The sequence below is a fragment of the Bradyrhizobium sp. CCBAU 45394 genome (genome assembly GCF_028128655.1).
Lineage (GTDB): Bacteria > Pseudomonadota > Alphaproteobacteria > Rhizobiales > Xanthobacteraceae > Bradyrhizobium > Bradyrhizobium diazoefficiens.
Genome location: NZ_LBIX01000169.1, coordinates 104,391 through 128,465 on the forward strand (window position 1 = coordinate 104,391; position 24,075 = coordinate 128,465).

Below are 24,075 nucleotides of genomic sequence, written 5' to 3' on the forward strand. Positions count from 1 at the left end.
TCTGTGCCCTGTGACCGTTCAGTCCTCGGCGAAAGTTGTAATTGTCATGGTTTGATTGTGAAGGCGGCAGTCGCCGCCATGCATGAAGGGGCAAAGCTCGCCGTACGAGTAGAACCCGGAAATCTTCGCATCCGCCCCGAAGACATTTCGAATTGCTTCGATTTCTTCCTCGGTGCGCTGCTTCATCACGAGCTTACGACCGACGCAGCTCACCAGAATTGCAAGGTCCGGTCGCCTGCCGCCGAGCCCGCTGAGACTGGCGTTGGCGGCAGCGGTCGCGCCGTCGACCAGATCGTCGACATTGGTCTTCATCAACTGCGCCGTTCCGCCCTGTGGGATGTCGCCCGCGAACGTCATTGACTTTTTCTGCTCGTCCACAGACAGGACGGTTCGGACGACGCCCTGGCCGCCCTTTGCCTCGGTAACCAGGATGGGAAAAAGCAAGGCAGAGCTTGGCAACTGGTCGGCGTGGGGGCCCAGGTACGATTTATAGAGATCGAGCGCCGAACGCTCATCCAGCTCATAGAGGATGTTGCCTTCGGCCCGTGTGATGGTGCGCAGGGGCCCAAATGCCTGCCAGCCGCCCATCGATCCGTAGCCAATGCGCAAATCGTCGCCATACAGACCGACCGCCGCCACGCGCTGAGGGCCAGCGCCACCGTCGGCAATGACCCAAGTCTCGGCGAAGTTGGTTCCATCTCCGGAAAGGCCGCCAGTGATCGACACGCCTTCCGAGACGCCGCTCGCGAGACCGCGCGCCAGGTCGGAGCCATTGACGTGCAAGCCGTCCGAAAGCACGAACACGTGGCGCAACGAGGCGTCGTTCAACTGCTGCGCGAGCTCCTTTCCGACGTTGTAGCTTGCCTTTGCGTCACCAATCGTAGCGGAGGCGAACCGCAGTCGCGTATGTTCGAAGTCGACAAGGGTGGCACTCACAGAGTCGTCGACGACCACGTCGCCGAGAATCTCGCCGGAAGTCGAGCAACCAAGCATGGCGGCCCCTTTGAAGTGGTCGCGCAACTCGCCCACGAGGCTGCCTGCCTGCACCAACGACCTGGCACCGAAAACGAACACGACACTCTGACGTCCGACTTCGCCAGTTGGCAAATTCGGCCGCCACCCGTCACTTTTGGACCACTCGTACTGCGCTGTTTTCATGAGTCGTCTCCATCACAAAGACAAACTCTCCGCCCCGATCGGGCCTCTGCCCCAGTCAGGACGTCCGCCTGAGCAGGGTAGCTGATCGCCGGTGCCGGCGATGAAATTCGCAGGACTGCACCCACCGCCTGGCCAGAGTCCATCCCATCTGGAGCGCGGCGAGCGGCCATTTTGTGTGTTCTTACGCCGGCCGCAATATGGCGACGACAACCTCCTGAAGCCGTGAAGCTAGCTCGTCATCTGTCCGGAATTTCTAGCTCCTCCATTGTCCCGTAGCTGCGAGCAGCGTCTCGATCTTGCCCAACAGCCTCTGCAGCTCGATCGGTTTTGTGTCGTAGTCGTCACAGCCGGCCTTGAGGGCCTTGTCCCGGTCGGTCGCCATGGCGTGCGCCGTGAGCGCGATGATAGGGATCTTGCGCAGTTCGGGCGTCGCCTTGATCTGGCGCGTCGCCTCCCAACCGTCGATCACCGGTAGGCTCATGTCCATCAAAATGAGATCTGGCCTGTCGCTCGTCGCGATCGCGACGCCGCGCGCTCCGTCCTCGGCAATGATGACCTCGTACCCACCGCGCACGAGGCGTCGCGAGAGCATATCGCGGTTCATCTCGTTGTCTTCGACCAGCAGGATCTTGGGCATCGCACCGCCTCGAGCCGGACTGTGAGTACCGCTTGCCGAGACTTCCAAATAGACGCCTGAAGAACAATTTAGCACCCAAGCCTACCTGTCGCATCACAAAAAATGGCGAGCAGTGGCGCCGACATTGAATTGAGGCGGGACGCGTGATCTGGGGCTGCGCCGACAGGTAGCTAACCACCTCTGCCACAAGAACGGCCGTGAGCCGGCGTTGCAGATGGTTGATGCGGGGTCGCTTTCCCTTGTCCGCAAGGCGAGGTCGACAGCGCTCCGTACCGCGACGCAGGTCTTGCTGCTCGCTTACGGAGATCGACGCAATCGCCGTTCCCACCAACCACCACGCGCACCGCACCAGTTTCGCACCAGAAACGACCGCGCCAAAATGCAACGAACGCGATCCAACCCGAACAACGGCACAGCAAGATCAATGAAGCTGCACCATATCCCGCCGCTCATAACGGTCTGGTTGCAGGTTCGAGTCCTGCCGGGCCCACCAGCCTTCGCTCGCTTCGCGAGCTTCGGCTCGGCGAGCCAGCGCCACACATCCAAGGCGAATCGAGTGAGGCTGCCGCGCCGAAGCCCAAAGGGCGAAGGCGGGTATCTGAACCCTGCGGGCTACGCGTGGCGCAGCCGCGCGGAGAACGAGAGGCAAACCGTGGGCTCCCGCCGCTTCGCGGGTTCGAAGGCTCATGAATCTAACGCACGACCCGTATTGGTTGTCACCGCGGCAATGGACCCGCGGCGCGTATCGGACCATATTAGCCGGGCATCACTTTGTTCGACGAGCAAGGGAGCCACTGAATGTACGCCAACATTCTCTTGAGCACGGATGGATCGGACGTCGCGAGAAGAGGCGTTGAGCATGGCATTGCCTTGGCGAAGGCCTTGAACGCCAGGTTGACAATCATCACCGTGACGGAAGCGATGCCGGTTGACTATGGGGGCGGACACGACTCGGGATGGATTCCGACGCGGGACGAGATTGACAGCTTTAACGCGGCCTGCAAGGCCCGTGCGGGCAAAGTGCTTGATGACGCCCGCGCCATGTCGGAGCAGATCGGTGCGCCTGCAGAATTTTTGCACGTTCCGAATGCGCACCCGGCGACTGCTATCATTGAAACGGCGAAGTCCAGGGGCTGCGATCTGATCGTCATGGCCTCTCATGGACGACGCGGCCTCAGAAAGCTGTTTTTGGGCAGCCAGACATCCGAGGTCCTGGTGGACGGAAGCATTCCGGTGCTGGTGGTGCCGAAGCCGGCATAGATGACCGTTCGGGGTTGACCCGGCGACGCTCGGCTGTTCCGCTGAGCTACCGGACAAGACCGCTCTCTCGCGGCAGGAGAATTTCATGACCAGTGAAAAAGGCCCGAACATCAAGAAGAAGCAGAAATGCAAAAACTGTGAAGGCAAAGGTTTGCTCAAGAAGGGCGACAAGGTGGTGAAGTGCCAGCGTTGCAAGGGCACGGGCGTGCGGTGATGTTGAGCTGATGACCTCTCCAATACCAAGGTAAGAGCCGCTAGCAGCCCACCAATACGTCAACGGATTATCGGACTTTCGTTTCGCTGCCGCTCTGTCGGCAACCTGCCGCGGCGCCGCAGAGGCGTCCCGCGCCATGTTCGACCGCGAGCATAGGGGGTCTGACGCGAGGTGGATCGCCTTGCGTCAACGCCCGTCTTTCTGATAATGAAACGTCGTTCTAAAATATAGTCGCCTTCGAGTGGAGGAACACCGATGTCTGCCGGATTTCGAGTTTTGCCGCGGAAACGAAAGGTCGGCGAAGACGTCGTCGCAGGCTTTGCCCGCCTGCCCGTCGCGAATGTGAGCGACAGCATGTCCCGCCTGACGGCAGCCGGCGCCCGGCTTCGTCCCATGCACCAGGGTGGCGGGCTCGCAGGCCCCGCGTTGACAGTGAAGGCACCTCCCGGTGACAATCTGATGGTGCACAAGGCGATCGCGCTCGCCGAGCCCGGCGACATCATCGTGGTCGATGCCGGCGGCGATCTGACCAACGCAATCATCGGCGAGATGATGCTGATGCAAATGGCCAAGCGAGGGGTGGCCGGCGTGGTCATCAACGGCGCGATCCGCGACGCCGGTCATATTCGCGGCCAAAAGCTCCCGGTTTTCGCGGCCGGAGTCACGCACCGCGGCCCCTACAAGAACGGGCCTGGTGAGATCAATGTGCCGATCGCGATCGACGGGATGGTGATCGAGCCGGGTGACCTCATCATTGGCGACGACGACGGCCTGCTCTGCGTGCCGTTCGATCAGACCGGCGCGGTGTTCAAGGCCGCGACGGCGAAGTTCGAGGCTGAGCAGAAGCAGATCGCCAACATCGAGGCCGGCACGCACGATGCCTCCTGGGTGGACAGGCAATTGCGCCAGTTGAAGTGCGAAGGCATCGACTGAGACGCCTATCGTCTAATGGCTAAAAGCCGAACAGCTCGGCAGGATTTTCGACCAGGATGCGCCGGCGCGTACGTTCGTCCGGCGCCCAGTCCGCGAGGAGATCGACCAGCAGGGCATCATCCGGCTTGGTCCCGCGCTGGGTGGGATGCGGCCAGTCCGTGCCCCACAGGATGCGCTCCGGCGCTGCGTGCACGTAGGCACGCGCAACCTCGCCGGAGTCGGCATAGGGCGGCCCGAGCTTGCTGTCCTCATAGGGCTCGGTCACCTTCACCCAGGTGCGGCCGCCATCCAGCATGCGGCGTATCGCGGCGAATGCCGAATGCTTGACGCCCTCCGGCTGAGGGATACGGCCGAGGTGGTCGATGACCACCCTGGTGGGAAGCGACCGGATCACGCTCTCATGGGTGGCGATCTGATCGCCCGTCATCAGGATCTGCACGTGCCAGCCGAGCGGACTCACCCGCGCTGCGAGCGTGGTCAGCATCTGCGGTGTCGTCGTGCCCCAGGTCTGCGGAGAAACGAAATTGACGCGGATGGCACGGACGCCGGCATCGGCAAGCGCCTGCAGCTCCGCATCCTTGACATCCGTGTCAACGACGGCAACCCCTCGCGACGAGGCGCCCAGCTGGCCCAGCGCGTCCACAAGACACCGGTTGTCGATCCCATATGTCGACGGCTGGACCACCACGCTCCTCGTGGTGCCGAGCCGCCGCTGCAGCAGCCGATAGTCGGCGACCGTCGCGCCCGGCGGAAAGCCCTGGCGCCAATGCGGCGAGACGGGAAAACGCCCGTCATAGATATGATGATGACAGTCACACGCGCCCGCCGGCGCATCCAGGCGTGGCGCCGCCGACCCGGTGCTGTTGGGCACCGCCTGCTCCACCCCGGCAGCCAACGCGCCGACAGCCAAAGCGCCTGTGCTGCAAGCCAGCATGCCCATGACAACGCCGCGTCGCGTGATGAAGCGCTGCGGTCCTTTGCTGCGTGCGCTCATGGCTTCACCGCCGCCATTTCCGCCGCGCGCGCGACGTTGCGTCCAAGCACAAGGACGCAGGCTGCGGCCACGGCACACAGCAGCGCAAGCGGCAACATCCCGAGCACGAAGCTGCCTGTCCGCTCCTTGACAACTCCGACGACGTTCACCATCAGGCCGCCGCCGATCAGGTTGGAAATCGCGTTGATCCCGGCGAGCCCCGCCGCGAGCGTGCTCGCCGAAAGCCAGCTTGCCGAAAGTGCCCAGAACGGTCCCTTGAAGGCATATGCGCCGACCAGGCAGAACGTCACCATGACGATGGTCGGTGCAACCGCGGTCCCGGTCATGCCCAGTGCCGCAAAACCACCTGCTGCGAACAAGAGCGGGATCGCCGTGTGCCAGCGGCGCTCGCCCGTCCTGTCCGAATGGCGGCCCCACAGCACCATGAGCACGGTCGCGATGCCGTACGGGATCGCATTGACAAAGCCGGTCTGCAGGTTGGAGAGGCCGAACGACTTCAGCAACTGCGGTTGCCAGACCGACAGCACGCTGCCCGTGGCGGAGGCGCCGGAGCAGACCAGGGCCATGACAAGAAAATGCTTGTTGGTGGCGAGCTGCCACAGCGTGAGATGCCCGACCGGCTTGCGCGCGGCGGCCTCCGCCTCCATGCGCCGGGTCAGCCATTCCCGCTGTTCCAGGGTCAGCCAGGACGCCTGCGCGGGCTTGTCGGTCAGGACGAACAGGCACGCAAGACCCAGCAGAACCGTCGGCAGCCCTTCCAGGATGAACAGCCACTGCCAGCCGCGCAGACCGAGCGCGCCGTCGAGTTCAAGCAGGCCGACCGAAAGCGGCGAGCCCAGGAACGTGGCGAGCGGAATCGAAACCGTGAACGTCGCCAGGATGCGTGCCCGATACTGCGACGGCAGCCAATAGGTCAGATAGAGGATGGCGCCGGGAAAGAAGCCGGCCTCGGCCGCGCCGAGAATGAAGCGCATCGCATAGAGCGAGTACGGCCCGACGACGAACGCCATGCACGCGGTCACCAATCCCCAGGTGATCATGATGCGCGCGATCCAGCGCCGGGCGCCGACCTTTTGCAGAGCGAGGTTACTGGGCACCTCGACCAGGAAGTAGGAGACGAAGAACAGGCTGGCGGCGAAGCCGAACATCGCCGGCGTCAGCCCCAGATCCTTGTTCATCTGTAGCGCTGCGAAGCCGACGTTGACGCGGTCGAGCAACGCGAAGAAGTAGCAGATCATCAGGAACGGCACGAGGCGCAGGATAACCCTGCGCATCGTCACCTTTTCGATCTGGTCGATTTCCGTTCGGGCGGCCGTCACGTTTCTCTCCCTGTTGTCTTCGGCGGGCTTGGCCTTATTCGGCCGCCTTCGCCCCGGCCTGCGTCTTGGCCACGATCGCGTCGATGGCGATCTTGTAGTTTTCGGGAACGACGCCCTTGAAATGCTCCTTCAGACCCAGGCTGTCCTTCCAGCGAAGCCGCGCCGCCGTGGCGCGCGCCATCAGCGGCTCGATCCCGGCATCCGCGACCGCCTCGGCGGCCATCTCGACCTCTTCGGTGCGCCGCTTGGCATGGATGACGCCGGAGGGCGTCAGGCTCTCGACGGTGTCCATGAACGGACGCGTGAGCGTCTTCGACGCCGAGGCCAATACGGTTTCGTCCAGACCGTAGGACCGGGCCGCCAACAGCGTCTCGTCGATCAGCGCCTCGATGCCCTTGATCAGGACGGAGCGAAGGATCTTGATGCCCGAAGCCGTGCCGAGCTTCTCGCCCGCGAATGCGATGCTCATGCCCCAGGGCACGAGCAGATCGACGACGCGCTGCCCGGCGGGACCACTCGACATCATGTGCATCGAATAGCCGTGCTTGGGCGTCCCCATGATGGAGCCGTCACCGAGCGTGGCGCCCGTCCTGGCAAGCCGCTCGGCCACGCCGTACTTCACCTTCGGAGTGGCGGAGGCGAAGTCGAGGAAGGTGTGGCGGCCATCGAGCACGGGTGCAAACGCATCCGCGCTCTCGAGCGACGCCGAGCCCGGCGTGACGCTGAAGATCAGCTCCGCGGTATCGGCCAATTCCTTGTTGGACTTGACCAGCGTGACGCCTGCCGCCTTGGCGCGGCTCTGGATCAAGTCGGCGTATGGACCGTCGAAGGCGTATTTGTCGTAGCAGAAGATCTGCTGCAGTCCCGCCTCGCGCAGCCCTTTTCCCAACGTGCTGCCGATCTCGCCATAGCCGACCAGACCGAGGCGGAATTGCTGCTTTTCGCTCATCTTCAGATTCCTTTCGAGAGGCTTGCGATCGGGCCGGTGTGGCGGTCAGTCGCCCCACCCGGTCGCTGGAGACTGGCACCAACCACGCGGATCAGGATGGCGGCCAAGGTGAGAAATGCGGCCACCGAGATCAGGGCCCATGAGAAGCTGTCGGTCGACTGCCGGATCATGCCGATGAGATAGGGACCAACGAAGCCGCCGAGATTGCCGATTGAGACGATCATCGCGAGGCCGCCGGCGGCAGCGCTGCCGGTGAGGAAGCTCGACGGGATCGGCCAGAAAGTGGACTGGTAACACATGATCCCGATCACGGCGCCGCAGAGCGCGACGATCGAGATCAGCGCGGACGATGTCGCATAGCCGCAGACAATCAGTGACGCTGCGCCCACGAGCAGCGCGGATGCCACGAACCAGCTTCGTTCTCCGCCCCTGTCCGACAGGCGAGCCCACAGCATCATCGTGACGGCGCCGCAGATGTAGGGAATTGCCGCGATAAAGCCGACGGCAACGACACTGAAGCCGAGGCCCTTGATGATTTGCGGCATCCACAGGCCAAGCCCGACGGAGCCGATGATGGCGCAGAAGTTGACGGCGGCGCAGACAAGGACCCGCCAATTGACGAAGGCGTCCTTGAGCCGCGATAAGTGCTTGGCGGCGATGGCCTGACGCTCCGCCGCCAGCACCTCCGCGAGCCAGCTCCGCTCCTCGGGGCTCAGCCACTTGGCCTGCTCGGGCTTGTCGGTGAGCGTGAAGAAGCACACGAAGCCAAGGAGCGTCGCCGGCAGGCCTTCCAGGATCAGAAGCCACTGCCAACCATGCAAGCCGGCCAAGCCGTCGAGCGTCAGCAGCGAACTCGAGATCGGGGCGCCCACGATGTTCGCGATCGGAATGCCGAGCAGGAACGCCGCGGTCGCCGTACCCCGGACGCGCGCCGGAAACCAGTATGTAAAATAGAGGAATACGCCCGGCGTGAAGCCGGCTTCGCCGAGGCCGAGCAGGAAGCGCATGACGCCGAAGCTGACGGGACCGACCACGAATGCCGTTGCGGCCGAGATCAGGCCCCAGGTGATCAGGATGCGCGCGATCCACTTACGGGCGCCGATCGCCTGCAAGGCAAGGTTGCTCGGCACTTCTGCGAGGAAATAGCCGAAGAAGAACAGCCCCGCGCTCCAGCCGAATTCATAAGGCGAGATGCCGAGATCGCGGTTCATCGTCAGGCTGGCGATGCCGACGTTCACCCGATCGAGATAAGCGACGATGTAGCAGAGCAGCAGGAACGGCACGATCCGCCACAGCAACTTCGAGAGGATTTTCTCCTGCTCGGGTGTGAAGCCGGCGCCGACCGACGCGGCAGAGACACTTGCCATTGTTCCCTCCGAGACCGGCCGATGTTTCCCGGCCATGACGCGCCATAGCAAAAATAGAACGACGTTGCAATTTATAATGAAACGCCGTTTCATTTTATAGAAGTTACAGCGAAGCGCTTGCGTCGCCGATCGGAGGCGCTCCCCTGGAAAAGTGGAGTGCTGGCCGCCGGTTACGGTGTCCGGGAGGCCTGGAGAGAGACAGGCTGCCGCGCGTTTGCGATATGCGGCCACCTGCTCCGATGCATACCGAACTGATCGCGAGCCGGGCGCTGACCTAGTCGGCGTGCGAGAACAGCGGCATGCCCGGCGTTTCGAGTTCGGCGCGGAGCAGTGTTCCCGTGCGGCTCTCGGTAATGAAAAGGCTCTTTCGTTCCGGTCCGCCGAACGCAAGATTAGTCGTGCCCACGCCCGCGCAGGAAACGATGCGGTCAAGCGGCTCGGCCAGGGGGGACAGCCGCCACACGGAGCCGAAGCCGGTGTGGCAGACCAGCAGGTTGCCGCCGCTGTCCAGCGCCAAGCCGTCGGGGCCGCCGGGACCGCCGTGCAGGTGCGAGAATATGCCGACCTTCGTCGTCAGGCCACTGGCCGGCAGTGGCACGCGCCAGACCTGGTTGGCCCGTGTCACAGCCACCAGCAGAAAGCTCTCCTCGTGGTCGACGACGATGCCGTTCGGACTCGGGATCGTGTTGATCAGGCAGGTGAGCCGGCCGTCGGGCGCGAGCTTCCAGACCCGGCCCGTGGGATCGTGCATCCCGGTCTGGCCCTGATCGGTGAAGTAAAGATTACCCGACGGCGCGAAGATGAGATCGTTCACGCCCTTGAAGCTCTCGCTTGCCGCCGTCTCCAGAAATGGCGTTACGCTGCCGCTGGCCGGATCCAGCAGCATGATCCCGCGCTTGTAGTCGGTGATGAACATGCGGCCGTCGCGGTGAATCTTCAGCCCGTTCGGCCACCCGTCATACTCGGTCACGAGCTCCCACGCGCCTTCCGGACTGACACGGAAGATGCGTCCATACGGAATATCGGTGACATACAGTCGGCCCTGCCGATCGAAGGATGGCCCTTCAAGGAAGGAGTCGATCTCACGTCCGCCCTGATTGGCGTCCGCCCAGGCGGTGCGGCGTGGCTTGCGGAACTGGTCCGGAAGCCGTGTGAAGATGCTGGTTTCGATCCGGCGCGGTGGGGCGAAGAACGTCATGGCGCGACCTTGGGAAAACCGTAGAGTTCGGCAGGGTTGTCGACGAGGATGCGCTTGAACACCGCATCGCCTCCCGCCCATACGGCGAAAAGATCGAGCAGATGCGCATCGTCAGGCTTGCGCTCCTTCTCGGAAGGGTGCGGCCAGTCGCTGCCCCAGACCATTCGCTCGGGCGCCGCCTTGACATAGGCCGCCGCGACGGCTCCGGCGTCAGCGTAGTCCGGCGCACCCTGCTTGCTCGACACATAGGGACCTGACAGCTTCACCCAGGTCTTGCCGCGGTCGAGCAAGCCGCGGATGATCTTGTAAGGCGCGCTCTCCAGGCCAGCCGGCTGCGGTATCTGGGCCAAGTGGTCAAAGACGAGGCCCCCGGGCAAAGACGCCAGAAGGTCCGCATTGTCCTCAATCTGCTTGGGACGCATGTTGATCTGGCAGTGCCAACCGAGATTGGCCAGTCTCGGGGCGAGCGACTTGAGAGAGTCCACCGTCAACGCTCCCGGAAAACCGAGATTGAAGCGGACACCGCGGACGCCCTGCTCGTCGAGCCGTTGCAGATCGGTATCCGATACGTCCTCGGGCACAACGGCGACCACGCGAAAGTTCTCCGGCCCAAGCGCCCGTCGTGACGCAATCTGCAGCCGGTTGTCCGTACCGTAAGTCGAGGGCTGGATGATGACGCCCCGCGTCGTGCCGATCCGGCGCTGCAGGGCGCGATAATCTTCGGGCAAGGCGTCCTCGGGCAGCAGCGTCGCGCCCTTCATGACCGGATAGCTCTTGTCATAGGTGTGGAAATGGCAATCGGTCGCGCCCGGCGGCGGAACGAAGTGCGGCTTCTCCGAGCCGCTCGACCAGCGCACCTCCTGCGCTGTCGCAAACCGGGGAAGCGCGGATGCAGTGAGTCCGGCCAAGACCGTCCTCCGCGTGAGCGAAGCTGAAGCCACGACGTTCGTCCTCCCCATACTTTGTTATGGCGAGCCTTATAAGTCGCGTCGACGGACCAGGCAATAAAAAATGAAACGACGTTGCGTTTTACGCAGACAGGCTGGCCGCCCGTTTGCGGGTGCTCTTTCCGGCTCCAGATGGCGGGGTTCCCCCGCATGCCACAGTGAGCCTGTTTGCAGCCTCGACCAGCGCGCCCTTGATTTGCTCTGCGCGCGCCGCCGTCAGCCGACTGACCGGCCCGGAGATGGCGAGCGCCCCGACCAGGGAGTCGCCGATGCCGAAGACGGGCATGGCGAGAGCGGCCGCATGAGGATCCGTGATGCCGGAGGTGAACAGCGGCAATTCGTCATCCGGTCGAGGCGGCCCGGACTCGTAGCGGCGGAGCGTTTGGGCAATGGCGGACTTGTCCATGGGACGGGTGTCGCCCGGCTGCACGGTCATCCGGATCCGATTGGTGGTCTCCACCCTGAAAAGACACAGCCTCTCCTCGCCGTTTCGCACATAGAAGGACGTCGTCTCGCCGGTTTTCGCCGCGAGCTGCTCAAGCACAGGCATGACATGATCGGACAGACGAAACGCCTGCTGATAGGCTGTCCCGAGACGCAAGGTCTCCGCATCGAGCCGATAAGAGCCGTCCGGCAGGCGCGCGAGCAGTCGGTAACGTTGCAGCGATAGAGCTAGCCGCAGGATCGTACTCTTCACCAGACCGGTCCGCTCGGCCAACTCAGCCAGGCTCAAGGCGCCGTCGCCCCGGCGAAATGCCGTCAATACCGCTAACGCCCGTTCGGCTGCCGATACGCCTTTGAGTGCAGGCGGCTTCTTCTCGGTCTGCTTTGCCATGTCCAATCCTCGTCGCTGCCATTTCCTACGGCATTCTCGCCGCGGGTAGAAGGGCTACGATGGCCTGCAGGGCTTTGGCGGGATATCGAGAGATCGCGTTCCGAGCTGGGCAGCTCTGCGTAAGGTCCGCGGGTCGTTTTGCCGTGAAGGCGAAGCTGATCGTTATCCCGAGACCGGATTGCAATGCTCGATCAGCAATTCCGTGAGGACCCGGATCTTCCGCGCGGGATGCTGGCCCGGCGGGCGGATGACATAGGCACCCGCCGGAGGTGGTGGATGACGGGTCATGACGGAAACAAGCGCACCCGATGCCAGCAATTCATTGGTAAGGAAATCGGGGAGGTAGGCAATCCCGAGCCCTGCTGTTGCGGCGGCCGCCAGAGCAGTGCCGTTGTCGGCCTTGAAGCGACCCTGTGGACGAACCGTGATGATCTTGTCGCCGTCCATGAGCTGCCAAGTTTCGGTGCCCTGCATGAGCGCTTGATGGGCGACGAGTTCCTCGGGTGTCTCAGGCGACCCGTGCTCTTTGACGTAGCCAGGACTCGCAACGAACTTGCCGTAGATCGGTCCGACGCGCTTGGCGATCAAATTGGAGTCTTGAAGATAGCCAATCCGAATCGCGCAGTCATAACCTCCTGCGATGAGATCGACGAATTGGTCACTGTAGCAGGTGTGGATTTGGAGCTGAGGGTGTCGTCGCGCCATTTCCGCCATCATGGGGGCGAAGTAGCTCGAGCCGAAGGACAGCGGCACAGCAACTCGCAAGCGTCCACGAAGCTCGCCGGCAGGCAGGATCGTCTCTTTGGCTACGTCGATCTCGGTGCAGACTCTGGCAGCATAGTCTCGGAACGTCACCCCAGCTTCCGTTAGAGCGGCGCCGCGGGTGGTTCGTGCAAGAAGCTGGACACCAAGTTCCGATTCAAGCCGCAAGAGCCGTCGGCTGACGATTGACTTGGAGACGCCGAGCCGGAGCGCAGCAGGCGAAACTCCGCCAGCATCAGCAACTTCTACGAATGTCCGCAGCTCCTCGATGTCCACTTTGGCGTTCCTCATTTCGCGACACAGCTCGCCACAAAACGGTACTACCGCATCGAACACGGGAACGGCAATAAGCCCTGCAGGTGGCCCGCCTTTGGCGAGCATCTCCCCAAAACCGATGCCGCATTGAACGGCAACAAAGGATGTCATGATGAAACTTCGTAACGGCCTTGCTTCGCTTCTTCGTCCCGAAGACTCAGTGCTCGTCCTGATCGACCACCAGCCCTATCAGCTTGCGAACGTGAACAGCCACGAACCGCAGATGGTGATCAACAACACGGCAGCTCTCGCGAAGGCAGCCAAGGCCTTCGGTGTCCCCACGATCCTGACGAGCGTGATTGCCGAGCGGGGTGGCCTGCTCTTCCCCCAGATCACCGAAGTGTTCCCCGGACAGGAGGTGATCGACCGGACGTTCATCAACACCTGGCAGGATAAGAAGGTGGTGGACGCGGTCAAGGCGACGGGCCGCAAGCAGCTGATCATCGCCGGTCTGTGGACCGAGATATGCGTCGCGATGCCGACGATCCAGGCCCTCGGCGAAGGCTGGGACGTCACTGTGGTCACAGATGCGTCCGGCGCCGTTTCGGTCGAGGCCCACGAGGTCGCCATCCAGCGCATGATTACGGCTGGCGCCAACATGATGACTTGGCTGGCAGTGGCGGCCGAATGGCAGCGCGACTGGGCCAGGGCCGATCAAGCCGTCAAGCTGACGGAGGTGATCCTGCAGCATGCCGGCGGGAGCGGCATCGCGTTCCTGTGGGAGCAGCAGCTGCTCAACACACCGGTACCGAAACGCGCGGGCTGAGCTGAACCGGGTGATGAGGATCCTCGATCTGGAACGGTGACTTTCGTGCATGCCCCGATTGGGGCATGCACCTCTCACTGCCGGCTCGCTCAATGTCCTGATCCGGGCAGGTTGCCGTGAATCAGAAGTGGACCTCGGTGCGCATACCAAGAACCACGGCATTGTCGGTCTTCACGCCCACGGCGTTATAGCCGCGCCCGCCGGGATTGATCACATACTGCGCGTCGAACTTGAGGTTCAGCCAGCCGGTCGCCTGCCATCCGTACCAGACTTCGATCGGAACTTCGTTGCCGCCGGCGTTGGGGCTGAGGGCAGCCGAGTTCACGTGGGTCGTGCCCACCGCGAAGCCGACTTCGTCCTGGGGACGCCAGCTAAACGTTCCGGTATGCCGGAAGCCCAGGGCGATCTGGTAGTCCTGATACGACGTCCGGTGATCGGCAACGGTCGTGTTGAGGAAAGTGTACCAGCCCTGCGCGCCCGGACCGTCGACGGTCAAGCGCTGAAGGATGGACTCGTAGACGCCGTAGCGGCCGCGTTGATCCCCGAGATTTTGATCCGGGACGCCTCCAATGCCGGGGATGGTGGAGATGACCCCGGGAAGGCCACCATCAATGGTCGATGCGCTGTCATACCAGCCGCCCAATCTCCAGGTCCCGTTCAGCGGCCCCGACGGCGCCCAGACCAACTCCACCGGCACCATCACGCCGCTGGCGCGGCTTGAGGCGGGGATGCCCGGCAGGAAGTAGATGGCAGGGTCTGACGTCGTCAGATAATTCGGATTGGCATCGTAGACGCCGACCGAAATCGTGAATTCCGGCGCCAGCTTGTAATGGACGACACCGGCCCATTGGCTCACCGGCCAGTTGTAGATGTAGCCACCCTGGATGTTGCCGGGCTGGCCGCCGCAGAAGGTCAGGTTAATGAACTCGCACAGGCCGAAGAAGAAGTCGGAGCCGACCGGAAGACGGCCGCCCTTGAGTTCGAGGCGGTCATCGAAAAGCTTCTGCGAGTAGTAGAGTTGTGTCAGGCGCAGAATATTGCCGCGGCCAAACACCTCGTTGGTCAGCTGCAAGGCGGGAATGTCCGCTTCGGTGTTCAGATTCTTGCCGAAGCGGTCGACCAGCGTCAGACCGACCGTGCCGCCGGGGATGCCCGCGAGCTTCCCCATATCGAGCTTCGCGCCGAACCACAGCTGACCGGCGTTGGCTGCGGTGTTCCTGCTTCCACCCGTGACGTTGCCGACAGATTCGTTACCCAGCGTCAGGCCCAGCTCGATGCCCTGCTCCTTCAGCTTCGTCCTGCCGAGATCGCCGAATAGATACGGTCTCGTCCAGAAATCGTCGGCAGCATAAGGAACAGGAGCAGCTTTCGTCGAAAAATCGGCCGCATGCACCGCGCCGCCCAGCAGCGACGAGAAAGCAATCCCCACACTGCACACTCGTGCGGTGTTTACAAACCTGCGCAACATCTTACTCGTCCTCCCGCCGTCTCAGGCTTTGCTTGTTTTGCCTCACGTTCCGGCCCAAAGCCCTCGAGCCAGGAACGCACTCCCTCCCCCAGCGGCCGCCGACGAAGCGGCCTTGTGTCAACTGGAGCGTGGATTCGTCATGCTTGATCACTCGTTCTCACCGGCAAGGCATCCGCGGCGCGCGGTGACGCGCCTTGTCCTTGCAACGGTGTCGATTTCGGCGCCGTGCGAGCGAGGCCCGCGAGGGCCTGCCTGCGCCGCCGGCGCGCCTGCAATTGCTGATCCGCCAGCACGCCGATCAGAATCACGGTCCCCATCACCGCGAAGTTCAAGGAATTGGGGATGCCCAGGATATTCACGAGGTTCTGCAGCACCTGTAGCAGCGCAGTCCCCAGCACGATACCGAGAATGGAGCCCTCGCCGCCGCGCAGGCTGCACCCGCCCAGGACGGCAGCTGCGATCGCGTAGAGCTCATAGAAATTGCCAAAGGAGCTCGGAGACACCGAGTTCGTGTAGAACACGAACAGGACTGTTGAAACGCCGGCCAGCCCACCGCTGATGATATAGGCGGTTGCGATCACGAGATTCGTGTTGATGCCCGAGAAGCGCGCCGCTTCCTCGTTCTTGCCGACGGCATAAAGCCAGCGCCCGTAGACCGAGCGATGCAGCAGCACGCCGAGGACGAGCGCAAGGACGATCAAAAGGATGAAGGTGTTCGGGATGCCCGCCAAGTTGCCGGAGGCAATGTTGCTCAGTGTCCCGGCCTCGTCGCCGTAGCCGAAGCCGCGCGTCGAGTCGCTCGTATAGTAGCGCGCGGCGCCGCGATAGATCAGCAACCCGCACAGCGTCACGATGAAGGGCTGCATCTTCAGCCGGGTGACGAGAAGACCCTGAATGGCGCCCAGCACGAGTCCGCCCAGCAACACGGCCAGCAGCGCCAGCGGCCAATGAACCTGATGAGTCGTCAGAAGATCGATGAAGATGACGCCGAGCAGCGCGAACATCGAGCCGAGCGAAAGGTCGATGCCGCCGGTGATGATCACGAGCCCCTCGCCCAGCGCAAACACACCGAACAGGCCAATCAGATTGGCCATGTTCAGCAGGTTCACCAGCGACAGGAAGGCCGGATTGATCAGGCCCGTGATGGCGGAAATCACCACGAGCAGCAGGCCCAGGCCGAGTTCCTTCTTGATCATGGCGCCGCCGCTTCCACGGTTTCCGGCGCCTGGCCCATTGCGAGCTGCAACACGTTGTATTCGCTGAACTGCGGGCGCTCCAGCACGCCGCTGACACTCCCCTCATGCATCACCGCGATCCGGTCGGAAACGCCGATCACCTCCTCCATGTCCGAGGAGATCATCACGATCGCGACGCCGTGGTCGGCGAGCTCGCGCATCAGCGCGTAGATCTCGCTCTTGGCACCGACATCGACGCCGCGGGTCGGCTCGTCGAAGAACATCACGCGCGGCTGCATGGAGAGCCACTTGCCCAGCACGACTTTCTGCTGGTTGCCGCCGGAGAGCGTGACGGCCTCGATATCGACGCTCGGCGCCTTGATGGAGAGGCGTCTGACCTGCTCCTTCGCCACCTTGCGCTCGGCCGCGCCGCTGACCAGCCACATCCGGGCATAATTCAGCAGGCTTGCCAGCGTCACGTTCTCCCGGATCGGCAGCTCCAGCACGAGCCCGGATTTCTTGCGGTCCTCCGGCATCAGATAGATGCCTTGCCTGATCGCGTCCCGCGGCGATGTGACATCGACCGGCGCGTTGTCGATCCTGATCTCGCCACCCAGCAGCGGATCGATGCCGAAGGCCGCGCGGGCAAGCGAGGTGCGACCGGCACCCACCAGCCCCGCCAGTCCGAGGATCTCGCCATGCCGCACGGAGAGATCGATCTGCCGATCGGGAAAGGCCGATGTCACGAGGCCGAGGATGTCGCAGCCACCCGGCTGCGGCGGCCGTTTCGGCGGCGTATGCAGCGCTTTCAGGTCGCGGCCGATCATCAGCCGGATCATTGCGGCATGGCTCAACTCGTCTCGCGCCAGCTCCCCCACCGTGCGCCCGTCGCGCAGCACCACGACGCGGTCGGCGCAGGTCATGATCTCGCCGAGCCGATGCGAGATATAGATGACCGCGATGCCGTGCGCCTTCAGATCGGCAATCACCTCGAGCAGCCGCTCGGTCTCCGAAATCGTCAGGCTGGAGGTCGGCTCGTCCATGATGATCACGCGGGCGTCGATCGAAAGCGCCTTGGCGATCTCCACCATCTGGCGCTCGGCGATCGACAGATTGTCGACCAGTGTGTCAGGAGGGAAATCGGCACCCAGCCGCTCCAGCAGCGGCGTCACGCGGGCGCGCATCTCAGCATTGTCCACCAGCTTCAGCGGGCCGCCGACAAGCTTCTCGCGTCCGATGAAGACGTTCGCGGCGACGTCGAGATTCTCGAACAGGTTCAATTCCTGATGCACGAAGGCGATGCCGGCCTGCGTCGCCTCGCTCACCGTCATGCGGGCGCGGTCGACGCCGCCGATGCGGATCACGCCCTGGGTTGGCGCGATCACGCCACCCAGCACGCGCATCAGCGTCGATTTGCCGGCGCCGTTCTCGCCGATCAGGCCCAGCACCTCGCCGCGGTACACGCGCAGGCTGACATCGTCGAGGGCCATGACCCCGGGATAGGACTTGCTGATCCCGGCGAGTTCGAACAGGATTTCCGCCATTCATCTCCTCCCGCACGACGCCCGGCGGCAGTGCCAGCCGGGCGTCGAAAGGCGGTGCTACTTACTTCTTCAGCAGGGCCTTCAGATCTGCGGTGAACTCCGCGACGTTGGACTTGCTGATCACCTTGGTCGGTACGATCAGCTTGCCGCCCGCCGGGATCCAGGACTTGTCCCCGTTCAGCGTCTTGATGATGTTGGTGGCGGAGAGATAGCCGAACTCGTACGGCTGCTGCACCACCGTCGACTCGATCGTGCCGTCGGAAACGCCCCGCAGCGTGCGCTGGTCCTCGTCGAAGCCGACGATCTTCACCTTGCCGGCCTTGCCCGCCGCCTTGACCGCGTCATAGATCAGCGGTGTCTCGTAGCTCCAAAGGCCGGACAGCAGTGCGATGTCGGGATATTTGACGAGCACGTTCTCCATGTTCGCCTTGGCCTTGGCGAAGTCCACCTGGTCGGTGAACACGTCGACCAGCTCGACCTTGGTGCCGGCGATCGCTTCCTTGATGCCTTGCACCCGCTCGCGGGCGTTGTCCGCGTCCATCGTGCCGACAAACAGCGCGATCTTGCCGCCGTTCGGCAACGCCTTCTTGATCTCCTCGCCGGCCTGCCGCCCGGCCGCGACGTTGTCGGTGCCGATATAGGCGAGGCGATTGCTCTGCGGCGCGTCGCTGTCCGTCGTGATCAAGACGGTCTTGGCCGCAACCTTGTTGAGCTGTTCGGTTGCGTGCGGCGCGTCGTCCACCGAGATGGAGATGCCGGCGACACCGCGCACCAGGAGGTCGTCCAGCTCGCGCCGCTGGCCCGCCGCCGTGCCTTCGTTGGTGACGATCAATTCGATATTGTAGTCCGGGTGCTCCTTCTGCGCCTTTTCGAGCCCGCGCCCGGCGATGGTCCAGAAATCGGCCGCGACATTGGTAACCAGCGCGATGGTCTTTTTCTGCTGCGCCTGCGCCATTCCCGCGGTCATCGCGAGCGCGGCGGCCGCGAGCAGCGGCACTATCAATTTCGTCCTTGATCCGTTCATGTGCACCTCCCTTTGGTCGCCCCGCATCAGGCGACTTCACGGCGCTTTTTGCGCCTTATTTTATTCACACAGCGAAGAAATGTCGCAGAGCAAAACAGAAAAATCAGGATGCACTTGCTCACTCTTCGAGTTTAGATAGTACATGGGGTATTATAATAGTAAATATGACGCATAACGACTCCCTTTGGCTGTGCTTTTTCAACAACACTACCGAGACACGCACCTATTAAATTCACTAACAGAATTAAATGGACAGCATGGTTGACCAGATTGAGCCACCGCGACGCGTTTCCAGCCTGGCCCGCGGGTCGAACCGCGGCCGCCTCGTCGAACTCTTGCGACGCCAGGGGCCATTGCCCCGCGTGGCGCTCGCCCGGAGCACGGGACTGAGCTTCCCCGCCGTTTCCGGTCTGACGTCGAGACTGATGGCGGAAGAGTTGTTGTGCGAGACCGAGACAGCGGCAACGTCATGGTCCGACGATACCGACGACGAGGATGCGGACGGGCTGAATGGCCGCCGCCGTGGCCGGCCGGTCGTGCTGCTGACCTTGAACCCGGAGTTCGGGCGCATCATCGCGGTCTCCGTACGCATGAACCTGATTGAGACGCTGATCGCCGATTTCGGAGGCTCTGGCCTGGCGCAGTCGCGACTTGCTCTCCCGACGCGCGCTCTCGATGCAGGCGCACTGCGCGATCTGGTCATCGCGCAGATCAATGCGATGCTTGATGCGACGGCGACGCCGCGCCATCAGCTGTTGGGAATCGGGCTTGCGCTGCAGGGTATCGTGAACGCCGATACCGGCCGGACGCTGTGGAGCCCGGCACTGTCGATCACCGACGTCGATCTGGCGACGCCGATACGTCAGGCGTTCGGGGTCGAGGTCGTGATGGCGAACGACGCCGTCGCAGTTGCGCTCGCCCTTACGGCCGCCGAACCGGCGCTGGCGGAGGGCCTCTCGGCCACGATCATGGTCGGTCACGGCATCGGGATGGGCGTTGTCGCCGATGGCGAAGCGCACTGGGGCGCCGGCAGCGAGATCGGCCATGTCAAGCTGGCGCCGGATGGTCCGCAATGCCGCTGCGGCCAGCGCGGCTGTATCGAGGCCTATCTTGCCGACTATGCGCTCTACCGCGACGCCCGCACCTTTCTCGACTTGCCGCCGGCGGACTCGCAGCAGCCGTCCGAGGCGCAGATGGCTCTGCTGCGCGAGCGGGCGCTGGGCGGCGATCCGCGCCTCGAGAACCTCTTCCAGCAGGCAGGTCGCGCGCTTGCCGAGGCGGTCGCGGCAACGATATCCGTGCTGCGCCCACACCATGTCATTCTGGCAGGGCCCGGCCTGCAGGCATTTGACATGATGCGCCTCGCCTATGAGGAGCGGCTTGAGCAGGCGGTGTTGCCATGGCTGCTCAAGTCCACGGCGATCTATCTGCGTCCAAGCGAGTCGACGGCAATTGTCGACGGCATGGTGCGGAGGACGCTGCGGGTGGTGGACCGAAACCACATGGAGGCGACCGAGTGAGCAACGGAGGTCGCTTGATTTTCAAGGCGAGGTCAGGGTTTGCGAGCCGGAGGTACTTACCCCTCCACCCGATAGAGCCGCCACCGCTCCGGCACGCCCTTGAGCTGATGCACACCGTGATCCCTGAAGCTGAACGTTGACTGCGTCTTCATCAGGTCCTTGACCGCGCTCGACACCAGAACCTCGCCGGCGCGCGCTTTGGCGGCGACGCGGGTGCCGATGTGAAAGGCGAGCCCGACCATTTCGCCGCCGCTCACCGTGTACTCGCCGGCATGCAGGCCCACCCTGACATCGAGGCCCAGCGTACGCACGGCTTCGCGGATCGCGGTCGCGCAACTGACGCCGGCCGCCGGCGCCTTGAACGTCGCGAGCACCCCGTCGCCCGTCGTCACGACTTCCTTGCCGCGCGAGGTCTTCAGCTCCTTGCGGACGGCCGCGTAATAGTGGCCCATGATCTTGGTCCATCGCGCATCGCCGAGCTTCGCGGCCTTTGCGGTGGAGCCGACGATATCGACGATCAGGATGGTGGCGAGCGCCTGCTTGGGCTCGGCGCTACCGTCGGCCGACCGGCGCCGGTTCGCAATGGGCCCGGTCAACGGCTCGTAGCGATGGTTCCGCCGCCGCGCGATCGCGGCCTTGGCATAGTCCTGGGCGCGCTGCACCGTGCCGCAACGAATTGTCTTCTCCTGCGGCAGACGCGTCCAGTAGACCTTTCGCCTGGCACCGGTGCCATGGACCTCCACGGCACCCCATTTCAGGAAAACCACCGGGCCAACGCGCCTGACGCACCACGCCTTCGACGTGTACCCCGATACGTTCGACCAATGGACTCCGATGCGAAGAAATTTTGGCATGAACGCGCGGCCACTTGCAGGAACGATTGGGCTACCGAGTGCAAAGCGTAGTGGTACACCCTCGCGTTTGCAATACGATCCGGCGTGAAGCCGTCCGGCGCGCGGCGGCCGGCGCCTGGAGCCGGCTCCGATTCTCCTGATGTGACGGACGCAATCAGCGAGCCTCGACAACTCGCACCCTACGCTCCTCTGCGAACCTCCTGCCTGCCGATCGTGCAGCGCCACGCCGCGAGACGTTCGGCTGGATGCTGCGCCATCCATTCGGCAAGCTGCGGCGCGCCCATCAGACAGGACTGCATCGTCACGTCCGCGAAGTCCGAGGTCGTGACGATCTGCTCACGGCAGTCTGTCGGAGACGAGAGGCTGCAGAGCACGGCAATGATCTTGATCATGTCACGAGAACTCCTTCGACCTGCTCGGGTTTTGCGTCGCCGCCCGGGTGGTCGACCCGCGGCCTGACAGGCTGCTTGCCGTCGGGATCGGTCGGTGGAAAGACGGCGTCACAGATGGCGCGCGCTTCCCGGATCAAACGCGCTCGTTCGCGCTCGGCCCTTGTGACCAGTCGAACAACTTCGCCCATATCGGCTCCACAGGTGGCAAAAGAGGAAACTGGCAAGCCGGCCTGGTTAAGCGACCAAACCGGCGGCGCAACCCGCCCTCACGGGTACCCTTCGTATCCAGTGCCGGTCGAACGCGCCGACGATTTCGCCGCATCGACCGTTGATGCCTTTTCGGCGCGCCGCTGATAGTCAGTGGCGAGCATCTCGAGCCGAGCCGCGACCACGGCGTCCGTCATGGTCCGGGCTGCGCGCAACAGGCTCTGCGCCGTCTCGAGATATTCCTTTCCTCGTCGCGACATCAGCATGGTCATAGGAGCCTCGCGCGGTTCTCTGAAAGCGTGTCGAAAGCCAACGGAAATCGGCCCACCCAGTCGCAGTCACCCTGCCGGCGCACCGTGAAACGTTCGAGGCACCTTTTCGAGCAAAGGGGCTTTCGCCAAGAGTAGTAGCGGACCAGACCAAACCTGCCGTCGCACACGGCACAGCGCCCGGTTCGACTGCGAATATCTTCGGAACAGCTTGGCATTGGCGTCTCCTCTTGGGATCGCATCCGATGCGTCGATCACCTTTTCTGTTGCATCGCGCCGGCAGCATTGACTGTCGTCGATGCGTTCGTGCGGCACCATTGGCAGGGCCGCCAGTAAAGCCAACCTAGGAGTTCTGCGCGGAGATTTCTTTTGACAATGCGTCCGATATTGCCCATCCGCACGACTTGCGACGCGCGCAGGGAGGGCGCACCGCAGCAACCGTGCGTTCGCGCAATCGCGTGATCCGGTAATGAGGCTGACAGGAACCGGCGCATCGCTCGGACGTTGGCGCAGGCCGGGTCCCACAAGACACCGGCACTTTGGCGGCTCCGGCTCTCAGCCCCCCTTGCGGAGTCGGCGTCGTCTCAAGGAGACAATGATCGATGGACGAAAGCCTGAGGGTCGTCTTTGCAATCGGCGCCACCGCGGCTGTCGTCGCAGGGGCATATCTCGCAATCCGGTTCTTCGCCGGATTCTACTAGGCCTTTCGCCCGGCGCTTTCAGCCGTGAAACGCGAACAGCTCGATCGGATCGCTGAAGCCGCGCACCTCGTACTCGCCCACCCGCTCCAGCTCGGACTTTCGCTCCACCAGCTCGGCGAAGTCGCGCGACAGCAGCACCGGTCGTCCCACCTGCTTGGTGAGCGCTTCGAGACGCGAGGCCATGTTGACGGCCGGGCCGATCACGGTGAAGTCGAGCCGGGTGGTCGAGCCGATATTGCCGTACATGACGTCGCCGACATGGACGCCGATGCCGTAGTTCAGCGGCGCGCGGCCGCTGCCGTTATTCCGCTCGTTGAGCGCGGCCATGGCCGCTCGAGCCTCGGTCACGGCATGCAGCAGGTTTGCGCAGGCGTTGGGCTGGCTGAGCGGGAAGATGGCAAGGAGGCCGTCGCCGATGAATTTCAGGATCTCGCCGCCGTGCCGCGCGATCGGCTCGGACATCGCGTCGAAATAGTCGTTGAGGAGGTCGATGACGTCGTCGCGCGGCCAGTTGTCGGAGATTTTCGTGAAATCCCTGAGGTCGCAGATCATGATCGCGGCGCGAACCGTGGTGCCGGTGCCGCGCCGGGTAGCGCCGGCGAGAATCAGCTCGCCGGCGTGTGCGCCGACATAGGTCTCCAGCAGGGTCCGCGCCAGGCGGTTCTTGATGCGGATCTCGCTGACCAGCGCCAGCACCGGCAACAGCTTCTTCAGCGCAGCGATATGCGCCTCCTCGAAGCCGCCGGGCCGGTCGGTCGCGAAGGTGATGAGATGACGCTTGCCGAGGGTGTGGTAGAGCGGCCAGGCCACATAGTCGGTCAGGCCCTTCGTCCGCATCTCGTCATAGAGGGCGTGCTTGCGGCCGAGCGCCGGATCGCGTTCGAGGTTCTCGCGCACCTCGGTCGCCCCGTCGAACATTTCGTTGGCGGGACTGCCGATGAATTCGGACCGCTCGCGCACGTCATAATCGACCCGCGCAATCTCGGCCTCGCGCATGCCGTCGGACCACATGAAGCGGGCCCCCAGCCATTGCGGATGATGGATCAGGACATGAAGCGTGGACCGCTTCAGCGGAATGCCGGCCTGCTGGAGGCGGATGCACATCTGCGCAAAGATATTGTCGATGAAGCGCTCGTCGCGCGTGCCGTTGGTCAGCCAGTCGACGACACCGTCGGACAGCGTCGCGGGGGGATTCTTGTCTGGTGCGCTCATATCCTGCCCTTCGCGGCGGCTTGCATCAAGGCAGATATCGTGCGCTGGCGGGGCC

Annotated in this window: 24 protein-coding genes; 5 read left to right on the forward strand and 19 right to left on the reverse strand. The window is 63.5% G+C overall.

Translation table 11 applies throughout. The features are described 5' to 3' along the window. Window positions 1-18 precede the first annotated feature (18 nt). Together WN73_RS26415 and WN73_RS26420 are read right to left on the reverse strand one after the other, a co-directional pair. Window positions 19-1,158 (reverse strand): FIST signal transduction protein, encoded by a 1,140-nt coding sequence (locus tag WN73_RS26415; RefSeq protein ID WP_271555347.1) that lies wholly within the window; start codon window positions 1,156-1,158, stop codon window positions 19-21. A 253-nt stretch (window positions 1,159-1,411) separates the two neighbouring features. After that, on the reverse strand, window positions 1,412-1,795 hold the full coding sequence (locus WN73_RS26420) for a response regulator (RefSeq protein ID WP_011085073.1): 384 nt from the start codon (window positions 1,793-1,795) through the stop codon (window positions 1,412-1,414). Between the two features lie 798 nt (window positions 1,796-2,593). Between WN73_RS26420 and WN73_RS26425 the strand changes: the two genes are divergently transcribed. From WN73_RS26425 to WN73_RS26435, 3 genes are all read left to right on the forward strand, one after another. After that, window positions 2,594-3,055, forward strand: coding sequence for a universal stress protein (locus WN73_RS26425; RefSeq protein ID WP_011085072.1), 462 nt, complete (start codon window positions 2,594-2,596; stop codon window positions 3,053-3,055). Window positions 3,056-3,140: 85 nt separating this feature from the next. Next, on the forward strand, window positions 3,141-3,269 hold the full coding sequence (locus WN73_RS26430; RefSeq protein ID WP_007600646.1) for a hypothetical protein: 129 nt from the start codon (window positions 3,141-3,143) through the stop codon (window positions 3,267-3,269). Between the two features lie 255 nt (window positions 3,270-3,524). Then, the gene (locus tag WN73_RS26435; protein ID WP_271555348.1) at window positions 3,525-4,202 is read left to right on the forward strand and encodes an RraA family protein; all 678 of its coding nucleotides are present in this window, start codon (window positions 3,525-3,527) and stop codon (window positions 4,200-4,202) included. Window positions 4,203-4,221: 19 nt separating this feature from the next. Here the strand turns inward: WN73_RS26435 and WN73_RS26440 are convergent, their stop codons facing one another. From WN73_RS26440 to WN73_RS26475, 8 genes are all read right to left on the reverse strand, one after another. Then, window positions 4,222-5,196: an amidohydrolase family protein gene (locus WN73_RS26440; protein ID WP_333923664.1), complete on the reverse strand. Its 975-nt coding sequence runs from the start codon at window positions 5,194-5,196 to the stop codon at window positions 4,222-4,224. After that, entirely contained in the window at window positions 5,193-6,515 is a 1,323-nt protein-coding gene (locus tag WN73_RS26445; protein WP_011085068.1) for an MFS transporter, read from the reverse strand. The genes WN73_RS26440 and WN73_RS26445 overlap by 4 nt, the downstream gene beginning before the upstream one ends. A 34-nt stretch (window positions 6,516-6,549) precedes the next feature. Then, window positions 6,550-7,464 (reverse strand): NAD(P)-dependent oxidoreductase, encoded by a 915-nt coding sequence (locus WN73_RS26450; protein ID WP_028174250.1) that lies wholly within the window; start codon window positions 7,462-7,464, stop codon window positions 6,550-6,552. 2 nt (window positions 7,465-7,466) lie between these two features. Further along, on the reverse strand, window positions 7,467-8,831 hold the full coding sequence (locus WN73_RS26455; protein ID WP_039183926.1) for an MFS transporter: 1,365 nt from the start codon (window positions 8,829-8,831) through the stop codon (window positions 7,467-7,469). A gap of 274 nt (window positions 8,832-9,105) precedes the next feature. Beyond that, on the reverse strand, window positions 9,106-10,029 hold the full coding sequence (locus WN73_RS26460) for an SMP-30/gluconolactonase/LRE family protein (protein ID WP_271555350.1): 924 nt from the start codon (window positions 10,027-10,029) through the stop codon (window positions 9,106-9,108). Continuing rightward, window positions 10,026-10,937, reverse strand: coding sequence for an amidohydrolase family protein (locus tag WN73_RS26465; RefSeq protein ID WP_311996194.1), 912 nt, complete (start codon window positions 10,935-10,937; stop codon window positions 10,026-10,028). Before WN73_RS26465 ends, WN73_RS26460 begins: the two co-directional genes overlap by 4 nt. Window positions 10,938-11,058: 121 nt before the next feature. Beyond that, window positions 11,059-11,811, reverse strand: coding sequence for an IclR family transcriptional regulator (locus WN73_RS26470; RefSeq protein WP_039183923.1), 753 nt, complete (start codon window positions 11,809-11,811; stop codon window positions 11,059-11,061). A 162-nt stretch (window positions 11,812-11,973) separates the two neighbouring features. Next, window positions 11,974-12,849, reverse strand: coding sequence for a LysR family transcriptional regulator (locus WN73_RS26475; protein ID WP_028174246.1), 876 nt, complete (start codon window positions 12,847-12,849; stop codon window positions 11,974-11,976). Between the two features lie 151 nt (window positions 12,850-13,000). Here WN73_RS26475 and WN73_RS26480 point away from each other — a divergent pair, with 151 nt between their 5' ends. Continuing rightward, window positions 13,001-13,654 (forward strand): hydrolase, encoded by a 654-nt coding sequence (locus WN73_RS26480; RefSeq protein WP_028174245.1) that lies wholly within the window; start codon window positions 13,001-13,003, stop codon window positions 13,652-13,654. 121 nt (window positions 13,655-13,775) lie between these two features. Here the strand turns inward: WN73_RS26480 and WN73_RS26485 are convergent, their stop codons facing one another. The 4 genes from WN73_RS26485 to WN73_RS26500 form a co-directional block, all read right to left on the reverse strand. After that, window positions 13,776-15,122, reverse strand: coding sequence for a carbohydrate porin (locus tag WN73_RS26485; RefSeq protein ID WP_011085060.1), 1,347 nt, complete (start codon window positions 15,120-15,122; stop codon window positions 13,776-13,778). 137 nt (window positions 15,123-15,259) lie between these two features. After that, window positions 15,260-16,318: an ABC transporter permease gene (locus tag WN73_RS26490; protein WP_011085059.1), complete on the reverse strand. Its 1,059-nt coding sequence runs from the start codon at window positions 16,316-16,318 to the stop codon at window positions 15,260-15,262. Then, on the reverse strand, window positions 16,315-17,841 hold the full coding sequence (locus WN73_RS26495) for a sugar ABC transporter ATP-binding protein (protein WP_271555351.1): 1,527 nt from the start codon (window positions 17,839-17,841) through the stop codon (window positions 16,315-16,317). The genes WN73_RS26490 and WN73_RS26495 overlap by 4 nt, the downstream gene beginning before the upstream one ends. Window positions 17,842-17,902: 61 nt before the next feature. After that, a complete protein-coding gene (locus WN73_RS26500) occupies window positions 17,903-18,865 on the reverse strand; it encodes a sugar-binding protein (RefSeq protein WP_028174243.1) in 963 nt (320 codons plus the stop codon). A 257-nt stretch (window positions 18,866-19,122) separates the two neighbouring features. On the opposite strand from WN73_RS26500, the gene WN73_RS26505 reads away from it, so the two are divergent. Next, window positions 19,123-20,385, forward strand: a complete 1,263-nt coding sequence (locus WN73_RS26505) for an ROK family protein (protein ID WP_028174242.1) — start codon at window positions 19,123-19,125, stop codon at window positions 20,383-20,385. Window positions 20,386-20,441: 56 nt separating this feature from the next. On the opposite strand, the gene WN73_RS26510 is transcribed toward WN73_RS26505, so the two are convergent. From WN73_RS26510 to WN73_RS26530, 5 genes are all read right to left on the reverse strand, one after another. Further along, window positions 20,442-21,239: an adenylate/guanylate cyclase domain-containing protein gene (locus WN73_RS26510; protein ID WP_028174241.1), complete on the reverse strand. Its 798-nt coding sequence runs from the start codon at window positions 21,237-21,239 to the stop codon at window positions 20,442-20,444. Window positions 21,240-21,418: 179 nt separating this feature from the next. Further along, a complete protein-coding gene (locus tag WN73_RS26515) occupies window positions 21,419-21,631 on the reverse strand; it encodes a hypothetical protein (protein ID WP_028174240.1) in 213 nt (70 codons plus the stop codon). Beyond that, on the reverse strand, window positions 21,628-21,819 hold the full coding sequence (locus tag WN73_RS26520) for a hypothetical protein (RefSeq protein ID WP_074077301.1): 192 nt from the start codon (window positions 21,817-21,819) through the stop codon (window positions 21,628-21,630). Before WN73_RS26520 ends, WN73_RS26515 begins: the two co-directional genes overlap by 4 nt. Before the next feature lie 78 nt (window positions 21,820-21,897). Further along, window positions 21,898-22,110 carry a hypothetical protein gene (locus WN73_RS26525; protein ID WP_028174239.1) on the reverse strand — a complete coding sequence of 71 codons (213 nt, stop codon included), beginning with the start codon at window positions 22,108-22,110 and terminating at the stop codon, window positions 21,898-21,900. Between the two features lie 716 nt (window positions 22,111-22,826). Then, complete coding sequence (locus tag WN73_RS26530; protein WP_028174238.1) at window positions 22,827-24,020, reverse strand: adenylate/guanylate cyclase domain-containing protein; 1,194 nt, start codon at window positions 24,018-24,020, stop codon at window positions 22,827-22,829. Window positions 24,021-24,075: the final 55 nt, after the last annotated feature.